Raw genomic sequence first — 17596 nt, 5'->3', positions numbered from 1 at the left:
GCCCGGCGGGCCGTCGCACCATGAATACCGAAACCGTTCCGAACGCGCCTCATCCCCATCGTTCCTTCGACGAAGCGATGGCGTTCGTGCGCGAACATGCGGGCGAGGTGCGGCTGTCGCCGGGCGAATTGCTCGCGGACCACGCGGCGGGCACCGCGTCGATCATGCGCAAGCTCAACGTCGATCCGCCGGCGGTGCTGGCCGCGGCCCTGTTCGCGCTGACACCGCATCTGCACGATCCGGAGCGCGTGATCGCCGACAACTTCGGCGAAGAAGTCGCGCAACTGGTCGGCGACGTGCGCAAGCTGCTGCGGCTCGGCACGGTCAGTTTGCGTGCGGCGCAAAACGCGATGCCCGAGGCCGGGCGTGACGCGCAGGCTGCGCGCCGCGCGCAGGTCGAGGCGCTGCGCAAAATGCTGCTCGCGTTCGCGAAGGACATTCGCGTCGTGCTGATCCGCCTCGCGTCGCGGCTGCAATCGCTGCGTTACTACGCGGCCGCGAAGATCACGCCGTCGCCCGACGTCGCGCGCGAAACCCTCGATATCTACGCACCGCTCGCGAACCGCCTCGGTATCTGGCAATTGAAGTGGGAGCTCGAGGACCTCGCGTTCCGTTTCGAGGAGCCGGACACCTACAAGCGCATCGCGAAGCTGCTCGACGAGAAGCGCATCGAGCGTGAGAGCTATGTCGCACAGGCGATCGAACGCCTGCAGCAGGAGCTGGCCGCCGCGCACATCCGCGCCGAAGTGAGCGGTCGGCCGAAGCACATCTACAGCATCTGGCGCAAGATGCGCGGCAAGCAGCTCGACTTCGCCGAGCTGTACGACGTGCGCGCGTTTCGCGTGATCGTGCCGGACATCAAGGACTGCTACACCGTGCTCGGCATCGTGCACAACCTGTGGCAGCCGGTGCCGAAGGAGTTCGACGATTACATTTCCCGGCCGAAGCCGAACGGCTACAAGTCGCTGCACACGGTCGTGATCGGCGACGACGGCCGCGCGTTCGAAGTGCAGATCCGCACGCAGGAAATGCATCGCTTCGCCGAATACGGCGTGGCCGCGCACTGGCGCTACAAGGAAGCGGGTGCGCGCGGCTATGGCGGCACGTTCACCGCGAGCGAGAAATACGACGAGAAGATCGCCTGGTTGCGACAGCTGCTCGCGTGGAAGGACGAGGTGTCCGAGGGCGAGCATGGCGAAGCGGGCGCGGTGCAGCCATGGGAGCAGTTGCGGCAGGCCACGCTCGACGACGATCACATCTACGTGCTGACGCCGCAGGCGCGCGTGATTCCGTTGCCGCACGGCGCGACGCCGATCGACTTCGCGTACCACCTGCACAGCGAGCTTGGGCATCGTTGCCGCGGCGCGCGCGTCGACGGCGTGATGGTGCCGCTCAACACCGCATTGCAGAATGGCCAGACGGTCGAGATCGTGGCGGTGAAGGAGGGTGGTCCGTCGCGCGACTGGCTCAATCCGCAGCTTGGCTATCTGCAAAGCGGGCGAGCGCGGCAGAAGGTGCGCGCGTGGTTCAACGCGGTCGAGTTGCAGGAGCACATCGCGAACGGTCGCGCGATGGTTGAAAAAACCCTGCAGCGCGAAGGCAAGACCTCGGTCAATCTCGATCAGCTGGCCGCGCGGCTTGGTTTCAAGACCACCGACGACCTGTTCTCCGTGGTCGGCAAGGAGGAATTCAGCCTGCGGCTCGTCGAGCAGGCGCTGCAGGACGCGCCGCCGCCCGAGCCCGAGCTCGAGGCGCCGGAAAAATTCGAGAAACGCAGCAGTGGCGCGAGCGTCGCGCGCGGCGCGTCGACCGGCGTGCTGGTGGTCGGCGTCGATGCATTGCTCACCCAGCTCGCGCGCTGCTGCCGGCCCGCGCCGCCCGACGACATCTGCGGCTTCGTCACGCGCGGCAAGGGCATGTCGGTGCATCGCAGCGACTGCGCGACGTTCCGCCGGATGGCAGAGCGCGCGCCGGAGCGCGTGCTGCAGACCGCGTGGTCGGCGGACGTGATGAGCGGTCGCGGCCAGTCCGTCTACCCGGTCGATCTCAGCATCGAGGCGACGGACCGACAAGGCTTGCTGCGCGATATCTCCGAAGTGTTCGCGCGGGAAAAGATGAACGTGATCGGCGTGAAGACGCAAACGCGCCGCAATGCCGCGTTCATGCAATTTACCGTCGAGGTTTCCAGCTCTGCGCAGATCCAGCGCGCGTGCACGTTGCTGGGCGAAATCACGGGCGTGGTGCGGGCGACGCGCAAGAACTGAGGCGCGGACGATCGGAAAAGGGCCTGCCGACGGTGAGACGAATTAAAGTCGCTGCATAAAGGTACTTGCCAGGCTGGGCTGTACCCGATATACTCTCGTTTCTTCAGGCTCGTAGCTCAGCTGGTTAGAGCACCACCTTGACATGGTGGGGGTCGTTGGTTCGAGTCCAATCGAGCCTACCAACGAAATGGAATTCCGGTCTCGCCGGGGTTTCGCAAGCTGCAGTAAGCGCTTTGAGCGCAAAAAGGCGAATACGGTTATGACACCGCGAACGTTGACCGAAACCACTTCGGAGCGACGCTAGTCGAGGACCTCTTTCGCCAGTGATGTTTGCGTAAAATGTGAATGCGGCCTCTCGAAAGTGGGGCCGCATTTTTTTTGTCTTTTTGACCCTGGTTGTATGTGCCGCCGCCGGTCGGCACCACGGAGAACGCAATGGTTTCGATACGTTTGCCTGACGGTTCTGTTCGACAGTACGAGCATCCGGTGACCGTCGCCGAAGTGGCCGCCTCGATCGGCCCCGGCCTCGCGAAAGCCGCACTCGGCGGTAAGATCGACGGGGAGTTGGTCGATACGTCTGCGCTGATCGATCGCGACGTGGTGCTCGCCATCATCACGGAGAAGGATGCAGACGGACTCGATATCATCCGCCACTCGACGGCACACCTGCTCGCGTATGCGGTGAAGGATCTGTACCCCGAAGCGCAGGTTACGATCGGCCCCGTCATTGACAACGGTTTCTATTACGACTTCTCGTACAACCGTCCTTTCACGCCGGAAGACCTCGAAAAGATCGAAAAGCGCATGCAGGAGCTCGCGAAGAAGGACGAGCCGGTGTCGCGTCGCGTGGTGTCGCGCGACGAAGCGGTCGAGTACTTCAAGAGCATCGGCGAAAAGTACAAAGCCGAAATCATCGAATCGATTCCCGTCAGCGACGAAATCAAGCTGTACTCGCATGGCGGCTTCACGGACCTGTGCCGCGGCCCGCACGTGCCGTCCACCGGCAAGCTGAAGGTCTTCAAGCTGATGAAAGTCGCGGGAGCCTACTGGCGCGGGGACTCGAAGAACGAGCAGTTGCAGCGAATTTACGGCACGGCCTGGACGAAGAGGGAAGACCAGGAAGCATATCTGCACATGCTCGAAGAGGCCGAGAAGCGCGATCATCGGAAGCTGGGAAAGCAGCTCGACCTGTTCCACATGCAGGACGAGTCGCCGGGCATGGTGTTCTGGCATCCGCGCGGCTGGACGCTGTGGCAGCAGGTCGAGCAGTACATGCGCCGTCGCGTGAATGACGCCGGCTACCTTGAAATCAAGACGCCGTTGATCATGGACCGCTCGCTGTGGGAAGCGTCGGGACACTGGCAGAACTATCGTGAAAATATGTTCACGACCGAATCGGAAAAGCGCGACTACGCGATCAAGCCGATGAACTGCCCCGGTCACGTGCAGGTGTTCAACCACGGTCTGCGCTCGTATCGCGATCTGCCGCTGCGTTACGCTGAGTTCGGTTCGTGCCATCGCAACGAATCGTCGGGCGCTCTGCATGGACTGATGCGCGTGCGCGGCTTCGTGCAGGACGACGCCCATATTTTTTGTACCGAAGACCAGTTCATCAGCGAATCGATCGCGTTCAACACGCTGGCGATGAGCGTCTACCGCGACTTCGGCTTCGACAACGTTGAGATCAAGCTGTCGCTGCGTCCGGATGCGCGCGCCGGCACCGACGAAACGTGGGATCGCGCGGAGCAGGGGCTGCGCGAGGCGCTGACGGCCTGCGGCGTCACGTGGGAAGAACTGCCCGGCGAGGGTGCGTTCTACGGCCCGAAGGTCGAGTATCACATCAAGGACGCGCTCGGCCGCTCGTGGCAGTGCGGTACGCTGCAACTCGACATGGTGCTGCCGGAGCGTCTGGGTGCCGAATACGTCGCCGAAGACAATAGTCGTCGTCGCCCGATCATGCTCCACCGGGCAATCGTCGGATCGATGGAACGCTTCCTCGGGATTCTCATCGAGCACCATGCCGGTGCAATGCCCGCCTGGCTCGCGCCGATCCAGGTCGTCGTGATGAATATCGCGGAAAGTCAGGCCGAATATGCGCAGTCGCTAGCCCAATCGTTGCAAAAACAAGGGGTTAGAGTCGAGGCCGATTTGCGCAACGAGAAGATTAGCTATAAAATACGCGAGCACACGCTGGAAAAGGTGCCGTACCTGCTGGTGGTCGGCGACAAGGAGCGTGAAGCGCAAACGGTAGCCGTGCGTGCCCGTGGTGGTGTCGATATGGGTGTGATGCCTGTTGACGCCTTCATTGAGCGTCTGCGCCAGGACGTGCAGTCGTTCAACTAACCACTCGGTGCCCGGCTCGTTTTTTTTAATTTTTAGAGGAAACGTAACATCGCTACTGATAAGTCTGCGCACCGCATCAACGGTGAAATTACAGCACCCGAGGTGCGACTGGTCGGCGTCGAGAACGAACCGCTCGGCATCGTGAAACTCGCTGATGCGTTCCGCATGTCGGAACAGCAGGACGTGGATCTGGTCGAAATCGCCCCGCAAGCGGTTCCGCCGGTTTGCCGCTTGATGGACTACGGCAAGTTCAAGTACCAGGAAGCGAAGAAGCAACACGAGGCCAAGCTCAAGCAGAAGGTCATTCAGGTCAAGGAAGTCAAATTCCGCCCGGGTACCGACGACGGCGATTACAACGTCAAACTGCGCAACCTCGTCCGCTTCCTCGAAGACGGCGACAAGACGAAAATCACGTTGCGTTTCCGTGGCCGCGAAATGGCTCACCAGGAAATCGGCATGCGCATGCTCGAACGCCTGCGCACCGACCTCGACGAAGTCGGTCAGGTCGAACAGATGCCGAAAATGGAAGGGCGCCAGATGATCATGGTGCTTGCTCCAAAGAAAAAGAAGTAAGCGCGAAGCAGTTGGCCGGAGTGGCGGCGTGCCATGCGGCCCGCTCTCCGGTAGCGCAAGGTTGTTTGATGCTGTGCTGGGTGTCTGGCGCGGTGTTGGAAAATTTCGGAACGTCGCGCAGGCAAGCGCGCAGTCGTTCCCGAAAAGCGGCCGCTGGCGGTATCGGCGGTCTGCATACCAAGTGGAATGGGTTTCGAAGGGCGGGAAATGGCCATCTGGCCGACCGCACACCCATGTCCATCTAATAATGGAGTTGTCATGCCGAAGATGAAGACCAAGAAGAGCGCTGCAAAGCGCTTCGTGGTGCGTCCGGGCGGTACCGTTAAGCGCGGTCAGGCCTTCAAGCGTCACATTCTTACCAAGAAGACCACCAAGAACAAACGCCATCTGCGCGGCTCCACGGCAGTTCATGATTCCGATCTGAACTCCGTTCGCGCAATGCTGCCGTTCGCTTAACCCTTAACCGACACTCATAGGAGCGAAACATGCCTCGAGTAAAACGTGGGGTTACCGCACGGGCCCGTCACAAGAAGATCATCAAGCTGGCCAAGGGTTACCGCGGCCGTCGCAATAACGTCTATCGCATCGCCAAGCAGGCGGTCATGCGCGCAGGCCAGTACGCCTACCGCGATCGCCGCAACAAGAAGCGTGTGTTCCGCGCACTGTGGATCACGCGTATCAACGCGGCGGTGCGTCAGCACGACATGACGTACAGCGTGTTCATCAACGGCCTGAAGAAGGCGTCGATCGAACTGGACCGCAAGGTGCTGGCCGACATGGCTGTATTCGACAAGGCTGCTTTTGCTGCGATCGTTCAGCAGGTGAAAGCCGCCGTTGCAGCCTGATTGCGCTTCTGGCAATTAAAACTGCGTGGTTCGTTGCAGCGAACATCTGGTAGTCTCGGTGACGCTGCAACAAAAACGGGGCTCCTCACCGAGCCCCGTTTTTGTTGGTAGAACCAGTTTTGTTTCGATAGAACACTGACGTTGAAATGATGGGATCAATGGATCTGGACCAGATTGTCGCCGACGCGCAAAAAGCCTTCGCAGAAGCCCCCGACGTCACCACCCTCGAGAACGAGAAAGCGCGCTTTCTCGGTAAGGCGGGTGCGCTGACCGAGATGTTGAAAGGCCTTGGCAAACTCGATCCCGAAACGCGCAAGACAGAAGGCGCTCGGATCAACCTCGTCAAGCAACAGGTCGAAGCCGCGCTGACGGCACGTCGTCAGTCGCTCGCCGACGCGCTTCTGAACCAGCGCCTCGCCGCTGAGGCGATCGACGTCACGCTGCCGGGCCGCGGCGCCAATGCTGGCAGCCTGCACCCGGTGATGCGCACCTGGGAGCGCGTCGAGCAAATTTTTCGTACGATCGGATTCGACGTGGCCGACGGCCCCGAGATCGAAACCGACTGGTACAACTTCACTTCGCTGAACAGCCCGGAAAACCATCCGGCGCGTTCGATGCAGGATACCTTCTACGTCGACGGCAAGGACGCCGACGGTCGCCCGCTGCTGCTGCGTACGCATACGAGTCCGATGCAGGTACGCTACGCGCGTACCAACACGCCGCCGATCAAGGTGATAGTGCCCGGCCGCACGTATCGCGTGGATAGCGACGCCACGCATTCGCCGATGTTCAACCAGGTCGAAGGCCTGTGGATCGACGAGAACATCAGCTTCGCCGACCTGAAGGGTGTCTATACCGACTTCCTGAAAAAATTCTTCGAGCGCGACGACATTCTCGTGCGCTTCCGTCCGTCGTATTTCCCGTTCACCGAACCGTCGGCCGAGATCGACATGCAGTTCGAAACGGGCAAGAACGCGGGCAAGTGGCTCGAAATTTCGGGTTCCGGCCAGGTGCATCCGACCGTGATCCGTAACATGGGTCTGGACCCGGAGCGCTACATCGGCTTCGCTTTCGGCAGCGGCCTCGAGCGTCTCACGATGCTGCGTTACGGCGTGCAGGACCTGCGCCTGTTCTTCGAAAACGACCTGCGTTTCCTGCGTCAATTCGCGTGAACCGGCGCGCGCGAGCGCTACAAAGCAAAGAACGCGGTAGCGCACCCGGTGCGCGCCGCGAGCGTCCCCGGCAGAGCTCGCTGAACCGGCGCAAGACCACCGGCTTTACGAAGCATCTGCCGGACGTGGACCTAACCTGATCAGAACGTACACAGAATCATGCAATTTCCGGAATCCTGGCTCAGAACTTTTGTCGATCCCCGACTGACCACCGACGAACTGTCGCACGCGTTGACGATGGCGGGTCTCGAAGTCGAGGACCTGCGGCCGGCCGCGCCGCCGACCTCGAAGATCGTTGTCGGCCAGGTGCTGGAAGTCGTCAAGCACCCGGATGCGGACAAGCTCAACGTGTGTCAGGTCAACGCCGGCACCGGCGCGACGCTGAACATCGTATGCGGCGCGCCGAATGTCGCGCCCGGCATCAAGGTGCCGGTCGCGCTGGTCGGCGCGCAACTGCCGCCGGCCGAAGAGGGCGGCGCACCGTTCGCGATCAAGCTGTCGAAGCTGCGCGGCGTCGAAAGCCAAGGCATGCTGTGTTCGGCGCGCGAGCTGAAGCTCTCCGAAGATCACAGTGGTCTGATGATCCTGCCGGAAGATACCCCGATCGGCCAGGACATCCGCGAGACCCTCAACCTCGACGACACCGTTTTTGAAATCAAGCTGACGCCGAACAAGGCCGACTGTTTGTCGGTATTCGGCGTCGCGCGCGAAACGTCGGCGATTACCGGGGCACCGCTGCGCTCGCTCGACATCAAGCCGGCTCCGGTAAAGCTGAATGAAACGCTGCCCGTGAAAATCTCGGCGCCCGATCTGTGCGGCCGTTTCTCGGGCCGCGTGATCCGCGGCGTCAATGCGCGCGCGAAGTCGCCGCAATGGATGGTCGAGCGTCTCGAGCGCTCGGGCCAGCGTAGCATCTCCGCGCTCGTCGACATCTCGAACTATGTGATGCTCGAGCTGGGGCGTCCGTCGCACGTGTTCGATCTCGACAAGATCCACGGCGGCATGGACGTGCGCTGGGGACGCAAGGGCGAAACGCTGAAACTGCTGAACGGCAACACGGTCGAGCTCGATGAAACGGTCGGCGTGATCGCCGACGAGCAGCATATCGAAAGCCTCGCGGGCATCATGGGCGGCGACAGCACGGCAGTCACGCTCGACACAACCAACATCTATCTCGAAGCCGCGTTCTGGTGGCCCGATAGCATTCGTGGCCGCTCGCGCAAGTACAACTTTTCGACCGATGCAGGCCATCGCTTCGAGCGCGGCGTGGATTACGCAACGACCGTCGATCATATCGAGCGCATCGCGCAGTTGATCCTCGACATCTGCGGCGGCGAAGCGGGTCCGGTCGACGATCAGATCGTCAACGTGCCAAAGCGCGCGCCCGTGAAGATGCGCGTTTCGCGCGCGAACCGCATCATCGGCGTCGCGATCGGCGCCGATGAAATCGGGCAGATCTTCACGCGCCTCGGCCTGTCGTTCGAGCGTGACGGCGATACGTTCTCGGTGATGCCGCCGTCGTACCGCTTCGATATCGAAATCGAAGAGGACCTGATCGAAGAAGTCGCACGTATCTACGGCTTCGAAAAGATTCCGGCGCGCCCGCCGGTCGCGACCAGCGAAATGCGCGCGAGCAGCGAGACGCAACGCTCGATCCATGCGATCCGGCATGCACTCGCCGCGCGCGACTACGCGGAAACGGTGAACTTCAGCTTCGTCGACGCCGAGTGGGAGCAGGACTTCGCGGGCAATAGCAACCCGGTGCGTCTGATTAACCCGATCGCAAGCCAGCTGTCGGTGATGCGCACGACGCTGTTCGGCAGCCTGATTCATGTGCTGCGCACGAACCTGAACCGTCGCGCGGCGGACCGCGTGCGCGTGTTCGAAGCGGGCCGCGTGTTCCTGCACGATCCGTCGATCAAGGCCGGCGAGCTGACGGTCGAAGGTTTCGCGCAGCCGAAGATGATCGGCGCGCTCGCCTATGGTCCCGCGCTCGACGAGCAGTGGGGCGCACCGACGCGTGCCGTCGACTTCTTCGACATGAAGGGCGACATCGAAGCGCTGGTCGCACCGGCGCTCGCGCGGTTCGTAAAGGCCGAGCATCCGGCGCTGCATCCGGGACGCAGCGCGCGTATCGAATTGAATGGTCGCCCAGTGGGCTGGATTGGCGAATTGCATCCGCGCTGGATGCAAAAATATGATTTGCCGCATGCGCCGATTCTGTTTGAAATCGAAGCGGAAGCATTAATGCAACGGGTATTGCCGGTTCCGTCGGAAGTTTCAAAATTCCCGCCGGTACGACGTGATATTGCGGTGGTCGTCGATCAGAAAATCGAGGTTCAGGCGCTGCTCGACGAGCTCCAGAAGGCCCAGTCCGAACCGGCCTGCAAGGCTGTCCAGAAGGTTGCGCTTTTCGATGAATTTCGTCCAAAATCAAACACTTCCGGTGGTCTGGCCGCGCACGAGAAAAGCCTTGCGTTCCGGGTGACCTTGCAAGATACTGGCGGAACCCTTCAGGATGAAACGGTCGATCTGGCTATTCAAACTCTGGTGGAACGTCTGGCTCGAGTATATGGCGCACGGTTGCGCGGATAATCCGCATTTAACATTTGCACGGCTGTTTCCGCATCCATTGTTTTACGCTTGGCGCGCCATTTGATAGATATGAATGAAATGAACTCGAGTGATTTCGAAGCCCTTCTTACGGCGCAACGCAGCGCCATGATTCGAGAAATTCCGACATCACCCGCCGTCGTTTCCAATGAGACGCCGACGCTCACCAAGGCGGAACTTGCCGAGTTGCTGTTCGACAATGTCGGGCTCAACAAGCGGGAAGCGAAGGACATGGTCGAGGCGTTCTTCGAGGTGATCCGCGATGCGCTCGAGAGCGGCGACAGCGTCAAGCTGTCGGGCTTCGGCAACTTCCAGTTGCGCGACAAGCCGCAGCGTCCCGGCAGAAATCCGAAGACGGGCGAGGCGATTCCGATCGCGGCGCGTCGCGTGGTGACGTTTCATGCAAGTCAAAAGCTGAAGGCGCTCGTCGAAAACGGCGCCGAAGCGAGCTTCGCGCGCTGATCGACTGGCGCGCTTTCGGGCAACCCATCACGGCTAACTGACGATGACAGCGACGATCGAAAAAGTCGTCTTGCCTCCGATTCCGGCGAAGCGATACTTCACGATTGGTGAGGTCAGCGAACTTTGCGGCGTGAAGCCCCACGTGCTGCGTTACTGGGAGCAGGAGTTCACCCAGTTGAGGCCGGTCAAGCGGCGCGGCAATCGTCGGTATTATCAGCATCACGAGGTGCTGCTGATCAGGCGGATTCGTGAGTTGCTGTACGAGCAGGGTTTTACGATCAACGGCGCCCGCAACCGGCTCGATGCGCATGGCAGCGGTGGGCCGGATGTCGTCATCGAAGAGGGTGAAGCTGCCGCCGGAGCCGCGGGGCAGGTCCAGGCATCGGCGGCCACGGTTGCTGTCGATGTCGAGAAGTTGCGCGAGGAACTGCAGAGCGTAATCGATCTGCTGGGCCACTAGTTAATGGGCTCGTTCGCTTTGTTCGTGTCGGGCAGTTCTAATCGAATGAAGTGTCTGTTATAATTTTTCTTCTGTTCGGGGCGTAGCGCAGCCTGGTAGCGTACCTGCATGGGGTGCAGGTGGTCGGAGGTTCAAATCCTCTCGCCCCGACCAAGATCAAAAAGGACTTACGGTGAAAGCCGTAAGTCCTTTTTTCTTGCCCGTCGCCGATAACTGCGACGCCCCGCGTCTCCGACAAGCAGGCGCCTGATGATCAGGCCTGCGCGAGCGACGCCGCAGCTCCCAGCGCCACAAACCGCTCCAAATGATGATCCTCATCCCCAAGCTGATGATCGATCATCACGAGCCGCTTCGCGTAATGCGCAAGCGGCAACTCCCATGTCATGCCGATCCCGCCGTGCATCTGGATGCATTCCTCTGCGACCCGGGTGCCGATCCGGCCGATGCTGTACTTCGCCGCCGACACCGCGCGCTCGCGCGCATTGCGTTCACCATCGAGAACCGCCGCCGCATTGATCACCGCCGAGCGCGCCTGCTCGATTTCGAGCAGCAAATCGGCCATGCGATGCTGCAACGCCTGGAAGCTGCCGATCGGTACGCCGAACTGCCTGCGCGTGCGCAGATAGTCGAGCGTGCAGTCTTTCGCGACGTCCATGGCGCCGACCGCTTCCGCGCACAGCGCGAGCACGCCGCAGCTCATCGCAAATTCGAGCGTCGCAAAGCCCTGGCCGACTGAGCCGAGCACGGAGTCGTGGTCGAGCGTGACATTGTCGAACGTCACTTCGGCCGCGCGTCCCCCATCGATCTTCCGATAGCCGCGCACGCTCACGCCCGCCGCGTCCCTCGGCACCAGAAACAGCGTGATGCCGGCTTCGGCATCGTCTTCGCCGCTCGTGCGTGCCGAGACGAGGAACACCTGAGCATGCTCGCCATGCTGAACGACGGCCTTCGCGCCATCCAAAGTCCACGCGCCGCTGTTGCCGTCAACGCTGCGCCGCGCGCGCGTCGCTGCGACACGAGCCAGTTCGTAGTGACTGTCCGGTTCGCCATGCGCGAGCGCAACGATTCGCGAGCCGTCGATCAACGAACCCAGTGCCGATTTTTGCGCGTCACTGCCGCTGCGAGCGATCGCCCGGCCGACGATCAGCGTATCGAGAAACGGCTCGACCACGAGCCCCCGGCCGATACTCTCGAACATCACGGAAATATCGAACCCGCCGCCGCCAAAACCGCCGCTCGCTTCGTCGAACAGTGCGCCGATCACGCCAAGCTCTGCGAAGCGCGCCCACAATTCGGTGCTGAAGCCTTGCGTCGAGCGCGCGATCTGGTCGCGCGTCGCGAAGCCGTACTGCTCGCTGATAAACCGGTTCAGCGTATCCGCCAGCATGCGGCGGTCTTCGGTGTGCTGGAAATTCATGACGCGCGCCTCTTACAGTCCGAGGATCGTTTTGGAAATGATGTTCTTCTGGATTTCGTTCGAGCCGCCGAAGATCGACAGCTTGCGATTATTGAAGTACTGCGACGCGGCACTCGCGGCTTCGTCGGGGCCGACCGGCACGCCGTCGAAGCCTTCGTACAGCGCTTCCTCGACGAATGGCTGCGCATAAGCGCCCATCGCGCGCCGCATCAGCGACGAGATTTCCTGACGGATTTCGGTACCGCGAATCTTCAGCATCGAACTCTCGGCACCGGGCACGCCGCCGCCCGCCACTGCCGCGATCACGCGCAGGTTGGTCGTCTTCATATTCTCGAGATCGATCTCGACGCGCGCCATGCGCGCCGCGAACGCGGGATCCTCGGCGAGCGGCCGGCCATTGCGCAGCTGTTTCGCGGCGATCTTGCGCAGACGGTTGAATGCGGCGACCGAAAAGCCCACGCCCGCGATGTTCGTGCGCTCGTACGTCAGCAGATATTTCGCGTATGTCCAACCCTTGTTCTCTTCGCCGACGAGATTGGCGGCAGGCACGCGCACGTCCGTGAAAAACACTTCGTTGATTTCATGCTCGCCGTCGAGCGTGATGATCGGCCGCACTTCGACGCCCGGCGCGTTCATATCGACGAGCAGAAAGCTGATGCTTTCCTGCTTGCGCACGTCGTTGGCGGTGCGCACGAGGCAGAAGATCATGTTCGCGTGCTGCCCGAGCGTGGTCCACGTCTTCTGGCCATTGACGATGTAATGCTCGCCCTGATCGTCGATACCGCGCACGGCTGTCGTCTTCACCGACGCGAGGTCGGAGCCCGCGCCCGGCTCCGAATAGCCCTGGCACCACCAGTCGGAACCATCGAGAATGCGCGGCAGCCAGTGACGCTTCTGCGCGTCGCTGCCGTACCTGATCAGCACGGGCCCGAGCATGTTGACGCCGAACGGTACGACGCGCGGCGCGCCGGCCAGCGCGCATTCGTTCTCGAAGATGAACTTCTGCACCGCGTTCCAGCCCGGGCCGCCGAACTCCTTCGGCCAGTGATTCGCGAGCCAGCCCTGCGCGTTCAGAATCGCGTGCCAGTCGGCCATGTCGTCGCGCGTCAAACGCCGGCCGGCGTGCACCTTGCCGGCGAGGCGTTGCGGCAGCTTGTCGCGCAGAAACGCCAGCACGCTGGCGCGAAACGCTTCTTCTTCAGCGGTGAAGTTCAGATCCATCGCAGTCGTTCCGTCCGGGTTCGTGGCGGCTCAGGCCGTCGTGTTCAGGCTCGCGAAATCCGCTCCGCGCTCGACCAGTTCGACGAGCAGCGGCGACGGCCGCCAGAACAGCGGGTCTTCCTTCGCGTACTCGCGGATGTCGGCGAGGATCGTCGCCAGGCCGACGCTGTCCGCGTATTTCATCGGACCGCCGCGGTAGCGCGGAAAGCCGTAGCCGTACAGCAGCGTCACGTCGACGTCGAGCGGGCGCAGCGCGATGCCTTCGTGCACGACGTTCGCGCCTTCGTTGATCATCGCGGCCATATAGCGGCGCATGATCTGCTCGTCGGTGAAGCTGCGCGGCGTGACGCCCGCGCGCTTACGCTCGGCGTCGATGATCGCCTCGACTTCGGGATCGGGCATGCCGCCGCGTGATCCTTCGGGGTACAGATAGAATCCGCGGCCCGTCTTCTGGCCGAACCAGCCACGCTCGCACAGGCGGTCGGCGATCTGCACGTAGCGTGCGTTCGGATCGCGCGTGGCCGCGCGGCGTTTGCGCGCCGCCCAGCCGATGTCGCCGCCCGCGAGGTCGACCACCTGGAACGGGCCCATCGGCAAGCCGAACGCGCGCACGGCCGCGTCGATCTGATACGGCGATGCACCGTCTTCCATCAGCGCGTCCGCGGCGGCGCGATAAACGGCGAGCAGGCGATTGCCGATGAAACCGTCGCACACGCTCGCGCGCACCGGCGTCTTGCGCAGCTTCTTCGCGAGCTCGAACGCGGTCGCGACGACGTCGGCGCTGACCTGCTTCGGCACCACGACTTCGAGCAGCTTCATGATGTTGGCGGGCGAGAAGAAGTGCAGGCCGATCACATCGGCGGGGCGCGAGATGCTGGCCGCGATCGCTTCGATGTCCAGATACGACGTGTTGGTCGCGAGCACCGCGCCGGGCTTGCAGACGCGATCGAGCTCGGCGAACACGGCCTTTTTGACGTCGAGATCTTCGAACACGGCTTCGATCACGAGGTCGACGTGAGCAAGCGCATCGTACGACGTGCTGCCGCTCCAGCGCGCCATGGTCGCGGCTTTCTTTTCGGCGGTGAGGCGGCCTTTGGCGATCAGCCCGTCGTAGACCTTGTCGATGTGCGCGCGGCCGCGCGCGAGCGACGCTTCGTCGCGTTCGATCATCGTGACGGGCAGCCCCGCGTCGAGCACAGCGACCGCTATGCCCGCGCCCATCGTGCCGCCGCCGATCACGCCGATCGCCTCGAGCGCGCGCGGTTTCGCGTCGCGCGTTTCAGGCGCTTTCAGCACTTCGCGCTCGGCAAAGAACGCGTGCACGAGACCTGCGCGCTGCGGGCTGTCGAGGCATTGCAGGAACAGCGTGCGTTCGAACTTCAGGCCTTCGTCGAAGGGCTTTTCGATCGCGGCTTCGACGGCGTCGACGATTTTCAGCGGCGAGAACAGGCCGCGCGCTTTCTTCGCGGTTTCGTCACGCGCTTTCGCGACGGCGGCGAGGCTCGCGACGCGATCGTTCAATGCGGCGGCGTCGCGCGTGCGGCGCACCGGCGCGTGCGCGGTGAGCAATTCGTGCGTGTAGGCGAGTCCTTCGGCGAGGATGTCGTCGCTGTCGCCGAGACGGTCGATCAAGCCCAGCGCGAACGCTTCCTTCGCGCTCGCATGACGGCCGCTCAGGATCAGATCGAGCGCGGCCGGCGCGCCGATCAGGCGCGGTGTGCGTTGCGTGCCGCCCGCGCCGGGCAGCAGGCCGAGCTGCACTTCGGGCAGGCCGAGCTTCGCGCCCTCGACGGCGATCCGGTAATGCGCGGCGAGCGCCACTTCGAGCCCGCCGCCGAGCGCGGCGCCATGCAACGCGGCAATCACGGGTTTCCCGCAGGCCTCGATGCGATTGCACACGTCCGGCAGCGAAGGCGGCAGCGGCGGCTTGCCGAACTCGCGAATATCGGCACCGGCGATGAAATTGCGCCCCGCGCCGACGATCAGCACGGCTTCGACGGCGCGATCGGCGTCGGCGGCTTCGATCGCGGCCAGCAGGCCGCGCCGCACGTCGGCAGAGAGCGCGTTGACCGGCGCGTGGTCGATCGTGACGAGCAGGACCTTGCCGCGCAATTCGCGCATGACGACGTCTGCTGTGGGGGAATGGTTCATCGTGGGTGTCTCCGTATGAGGGTGGCGAAGTGCGCCGGATCGCCCCATTCTGGAGTGGTCAATGTTCATTGACAATCACATGGCTGGTTGACAGACTGTCAAAATTATTTTGACAACGACATGCCAATGGACGTCAACTCGCTGACCCTGCTCGTCGACATCCTCGATGCCGGCAATCTGAGCGAAGCGGCGCGCCGGCTCAAGATGAGCCGCGCGAACGTTAGCTATCATTTGAACCAGCTCGAGCGCTCGGTGGGCCTGCAATTGGTGCGGCGCACCACGCGGCGCGTCGAGCCGACCGAGATCGGTCTGCGGCTCTACGAGCACGGCCGTACTATTCGCCACGCATTGCTGGCCGCGCGCGAGTCGGTGACGACGCTGGGCCAAAGCCTGCAAGGGCGAGTGCGGCTGAGCGTGCCGAGCGGCTATGGCCAGCTCGTGATGTCCGACTGGCTGATCGCGTTCAAGCGGCTGTATCCGGGCATCGTGCTCGACGTGATGTTCGAGAACCGCGTCGAGGATCTGATGCGCGACGAGATCGACATCGCCGTGCGCGTGATGTCGGAGCCGCCGCAAAACCTCGTCGCTCGGGACATGGGGCCGGTCCGGTACGTGGCCTGCGCATCCCCCGAATTCGCGCGGACGCACGGCATGCCCGCGACGCTCGACGACCTGCGCACCGCGCCGTTGATTACCGCGGCCGTGATCGGCAAGCAATTGCGGCTTGCCGCGTATCTGCGCGACGAGCGTCATGAAGTGCTGCTCGAACCGACGATTATTTCGGAAAACTTTCTATTTTTGCGGCAGGCGGTGCTGGCCGGTCTGGGCGTCGGACTCGTGCCGGACTACGTGGTGCAGGACGATCTGAAGCGCGGCGCCGTGCTGAGCGCGCTCGATGCCTGGCGGCTCAGCATCTTCGGCACCCACATGTACATGCTGTACATGCCGAACCGGCACCACACGCGCGCGGCCGCGACGTTCATCGACTTCGTGCTGGAGCAGGCGCAGGGCTCGGGCAGGGGCGGCGCGAACTGAAGCGGCGAACTCAGGCGCCGAGTCTGCGCGCAATGGCCGTCCTGACCATCGGCACGCCGACGCGCAGCAGCTTGCGCACGCCTTCGTCGCTGCCGACTTTCTCCACCGCGTTATCGATCATCGCCTGCATCACGCTTGCCGGATAAAACTCGCGAAACAGTTCGTTGGCGCCGATTTGCTCGAACACATGATGCAGGAACGACCCAACGGGCGGGCCGATGCGCTTGAAGAGCCCCATCTTGACGACACGGTTGTTGCACAGATGCAGCGTGTACGCGTCGGAACAGAGCTCCGCGCACTCTTCGAAATAGCGCGGCAGGAACACCTTGTAGTAGTCGTTGAAGTGCACCGGATAGAACAGGCTTTCGGGAAGACCGGCCTTCACGCCGTAGACCGCGGTCAACAGACGAGGGCCGGTGTCGCCCCACTTCAGTGCGGTACCTTTCATCGCTTCGACCCGTTCGATCGCCTCGTGCAAGCGCGGCTGATCCGGATCGAGCCTCAGAATCGCATTGCCGATGCTCGTCTGGGTTTCCCGCCCGATCAGGTCGCCCTTGGCGTTGAGGTCGAAATCACGAAGCAGCAGCATGTCGGTGTCGACCCAGATCTCGTCGGTCTTCGTGAACATCACGAAGCGGAAATAGTCGGTGAAATGTTGCATCGACGGCATCCCGCGAATCGGAAAGTCGTTCAGCGAATCGCGCGGCAGTATGGTGGTCGCGTCTTTCGCGCTCACGCCGGGCGGCAATCCGGCGATCGGCTCGTAGCTATAAAGCGCGACCTCGCTGCCGTACTGCGTGAACGAACTTAGACAGGCGACTTCATAGGGAGAAAGTTCCGGACCGTGCCAGAACGATGCAAATCTTGCCTTGCGCATATGTCATCCGGGGTAGCGATCATGCGGCGCAACATAGGCGCCGAACCTGTGTAACGATCCTAGACGGGGACGGCACAGGTCAGACTTAAAGGGCTTGAATCACACAGGAGTTGTCGCAAAACGCTGAGTTCAGCGCGACGGGTCGGCGATTATCGGCGGGACT

General features: G+C 62.5%; 14 protein-coding genes and 2 tRNA genes. 12 read left to right on the top strand and 4 right to left on the bottom strand.

Going from position 1 to position 17596, the window contains the following annotated elements:
* Positions 1–20: 20 nt before the first annotated feature.
* The 11 genes from AB3X86_RS05965 (at position 21) to AB3X86_RS05915 (ending at position 10885) form a co-directional block, all read left to right on the top strand.
* Positions 21–2264: a bifunctional (p)ppGpp synthetase/guanosine-3',5'-bis(diphosphate) 3'-pyrophosphohydrolase gene (locus tag AB3X86_RS05965; protein WP_368595257.1), complete on the top strand. Its 2244-nt coding sequence runs from the start codon at positions 21–23 to the stop codon at positions 2262–2264.
* A 105-nt stretch (positions 2265–2369) separates the two neighbouring features.
* A tRNA-Val gene (locus tag AB3X86_RS05960) sits at positions 2370–2446 on the top strand.
* A 253-nt stretch (positions 2447–2699) separates the two neighbouring features.
* Positions 2700–4607 carry a threonine--tRNA ligase gene (thrS, locus tag AB3X86_RS05955; RefSeq protein WP_368595256.1) on the top strand — a complete coding sequence of 636 codons (1908 nt, stop codon included), beginning with the start codon at positions 2700–2702 and terminating at the stop codon, positions 4605–4607.
* Between the two features lie 48 nt (positions 4608–4655).
* Positions 4656–5180, top strand: coding sequence for a translation initiation factor IF-3 (infC, locus tag AB3X86_RS05950; RefSeq protein WP_075643713.1), 525 nt, complete (start codon positions 4656–4658; stop codon positions 5178–5180).
* A gap of 258 nt (positions 5181–5438) precedes the next feature.
* Positions 5439–5636 carry a 50S ribosomal protein L35 gene (gene rpmI, locus AB3X86_RS05945; protein ID WP_006052501.1) on the top strand — a complete coding sequence of 66 codons (198 nt, stop codon included), beginning with the start codon at positions 5439–5441 and terminating at the stop codon, positions 5634–5636.
* A 29-nt stretch (positions 5637–5665) separates the two neighbouring features.
* Positions 5666–6025: a 50S ribosomal protein L20 gene (gene rplT / locus AB3X86_RS05940; protein WP_006052502.1), complete on the top strand. Its 360-nt coding sequence runs from the start codon at positions 5666–5668 to the stop codon at positions 6023–6025.
* Between the two features lie 158 nt (positions 6026–6183).
* The gene (gene pheS, locus AB3X86_RS05935; protein WP_176108084.1) at positions 6184–7197 is read left to right on the top strand and encodes a phenylalanine--tRNA ligase subunit alpha; all 1014 of its coding nucleotides are present in this window, start codon (positions 6184–6186) and stop codon (positions 7195–7197) included.
* 159 nt (positions 7198–7356) lie between these two features.
* Positions 7357–9792: a phenylalanine--tRNA ligase subunit beta gene (pheT, locus tag AB3X86_RS05930; RefSeq protein ID WP_368595255.1), complete on the top strand. Its 2436-nt coding sequence runs from the start codon at positions 7357–7359 to the stop codon at positions 9790–9792.
* 69 nt (positions 9793–9861) lie between these two features.
* A complete protein-coding gene (locus tag AB3X86_RS05925; RefSeq protein WP_176108086.1) occupies positions 9862–10272 on the top strand; it encodes an integration host factor subunit alpha in 411 nt (136 codons plus the stop codon).
* Positions 10273–10315: 43 nt separating this feature from the next.
* Positions 10316–10732, top strand: a complete 417-nt coding sequence (locus tag AB3X86_RS05920; protein ID WP_368595254.1) for a MerR family transcriptional regulator — start codon at positions 10316–10318, stop codon at positions 10730–10732.
* A gap of 76 nt (positions 10733–10808) precedes the next feature.
* Positions 10809–10885 (top strand) — tRNA-Pro (locus AB3X86_RS05915).
* Positions 10886–10985: 100 nt separating this feature from the next.
* On the opposite strand, the gene AB3X86_RS05910 is transcribed toward AB3X86_RS05915, so the two are convergent.
* From AB3X86_RS05910 to AB3X86_RS05900, 3 genes are read right to left on the bottom strand one after another with little or no spacing between them, the layout of a single operon-like run.
* Positions 10986–12149, bottom strand: coding sequence for an acyl-CoA dehydrogenase family protein (locus AB3X86_RS05910; protein ID WP_368595253.1), 1164 nt, complete (start codon positions 12147–12149; stop codon positions 10986–10988).
* Positions 12150–12161: 12 nt separating this feature from the next.
* Entirely contained in the window at positions 12162–13370 is a 1209-nt protein-coding gene (locus AB3X86_RS05905) for an acyl-CoA dehydrogenase family protein (protein ID WP_368595252.1), read from the bottom strand.
* Positions 13371–13400: 30 nt separating this feature from the next.
* Entirely contained in the window at positions 13401–15521 is a 2121-nt protein-coding gene (locus AB3X86_RS05900) for a 3-hydroxyacyl-CoA dehydrogenase NAD-binding domain-containing protein (RefSeq protein ID WP_368595251.1), read from the bottom strand.
* 126 nt (positions 15522–15647) lie between these two features.
* Between AB3X86_RS05900 and AB3X86_RS05895 the strand changes: the two genes are divergently transcribed.
* Entirely contained in the window at positions 15648–16556 is a 909-nt protein-coding gene (locus AB3X86_RS05895; protein ID WP_368595250.1) for a LysR family transcriptional regulator, read from the top strand.
* Positions 16557–16566: 10 nt separating this feature from the next.
* Here AB3X86_RS05895 and AB3X86_RS05890 read toward each other — a convergent pair whose 3' ends face one another.
* The gene (locus AB3X86_RS05890) at positions 16567–17433 is read right to left on the bottom strand and encodes a hypothetical protein (protein WP_368595249.1); all 867 of its coding nucleotides are present in this window, start codon (positions 17431–17433) and stop codon (positions 16567–16569) included.
* Between the last annotated feature and the right edge of the window lie 163 nt (positions 17434–17596).

The sequence above is a fragment of the Paraburkholderia sp. BR14374 genome (assembly GCF_040948685.1).
GTDB lineage: Bacteria > Pseudomonadota > Gammaproteobacteria > Burkholderiales > Burkholderiaceae > Paraburkholderia > Paraburkholderia youngii.
This window is presented reverse-complemented; position numbering and strand designations above follow the sequence as displayed.

What these genes read in the sequence shown, in the direction of transcription:
- AB3X86_RS05965 (WP_368595257.1), top strand. Translation starts at nt 21, where the DNA reads ATGAATACCGAAACCGTTCCGAACGCGCCTCATCCCCATCGTTCCTTC.
- thrS (WP_368595256.1), top strand. Translation starts at nt 2,700, where the DNA reads ATGGTTTCGATACGTTTGCCTGACGGTTCTGTTCGACAGTACGAGCAT.
- rpmI (WP_006052501.1), top strand. Translation starts at nt 5,439, where the DNA reads ATGCCGAAGATGAAGACCAAGAAGAGCGCTGCAAAGCGCTTCGTGGTG.
- rplT (WP_006052502.1), top strand. Translation starts at nt 5,666, where the DNA reads ATGCCTCGAGTAAAACGTGGGGTTACCGCACGGGCCCGTCACAAGAAG.
- pheS (WP_176108084.1), top strand. Translation starts at nt 6,184, where the DNA reads ATGGATCTGGACCAGATTGTCGCCGACGCGCAAAAAGCCTTCGCAGAA.
- pheT (WP_368595255.1), top strand. Translation starts at nt 7,357, where the DNA reads ATGCAATTTCCGGAATCCTGGCTCAGAACTTTTGTCGATCCCCGACTG.
- AB3X86_RS05925 (WP_176108086.1), top strand. Translation starts at nt 9,862, where the DNA reads ATGAATGAAATGAACTCGAGTGATTTCGAAGCCCTTCTTACGGCGCAA.
- AB3X86_RS05920 (WP_368595254.1), top strand. Translation starts at nt 10,316, where the DNA reads ATGACAGCGACGATCGAAAAAGTCGTCTTGCCTCCGATTCCGGCGAAG.
- AB3X86_RS05910 (WP_368595253.1), bottom strand. Translation starts at nt 12,149, where the DNA reads ATGAATTTCCAGCACACCGAAGACCGCCGCATGCTGGCGGATACGCTG.
- AB3X86_RS05905 (WP_368595252.1), bottom strand. Translation starts at nt 13,370, where the DNA reads ATGGATCTGAACTTCACCGCTGAAGAAGAAGCGTTTCGCGCCAGCGTG.
- AB3X86_RS05900 (WP_368595251.1), bottom strand. Translation starts at nt 15,521, where the DNA reads ATGAACCATTCCCCCACAGCAGACGTCGTCATGCGCGAATTGCGCGGC.
- AB3X86_RS05895 (WP_368595250.1), top strand. Translation starts at nt 15,648, where the DNA reads ATGGACGTCAACTCGCTGACCCTGCTCGTCGACATCCTCGATGCCGGC.
- AB3X86_RS05890 (WP_368595249.1), bottom strand. Translation starts at nt 17,433, where the DNA reads ATGCGCAAGGCAAGATTTGCATCGTTCTGGCACGGTCCGGAACTTTCT.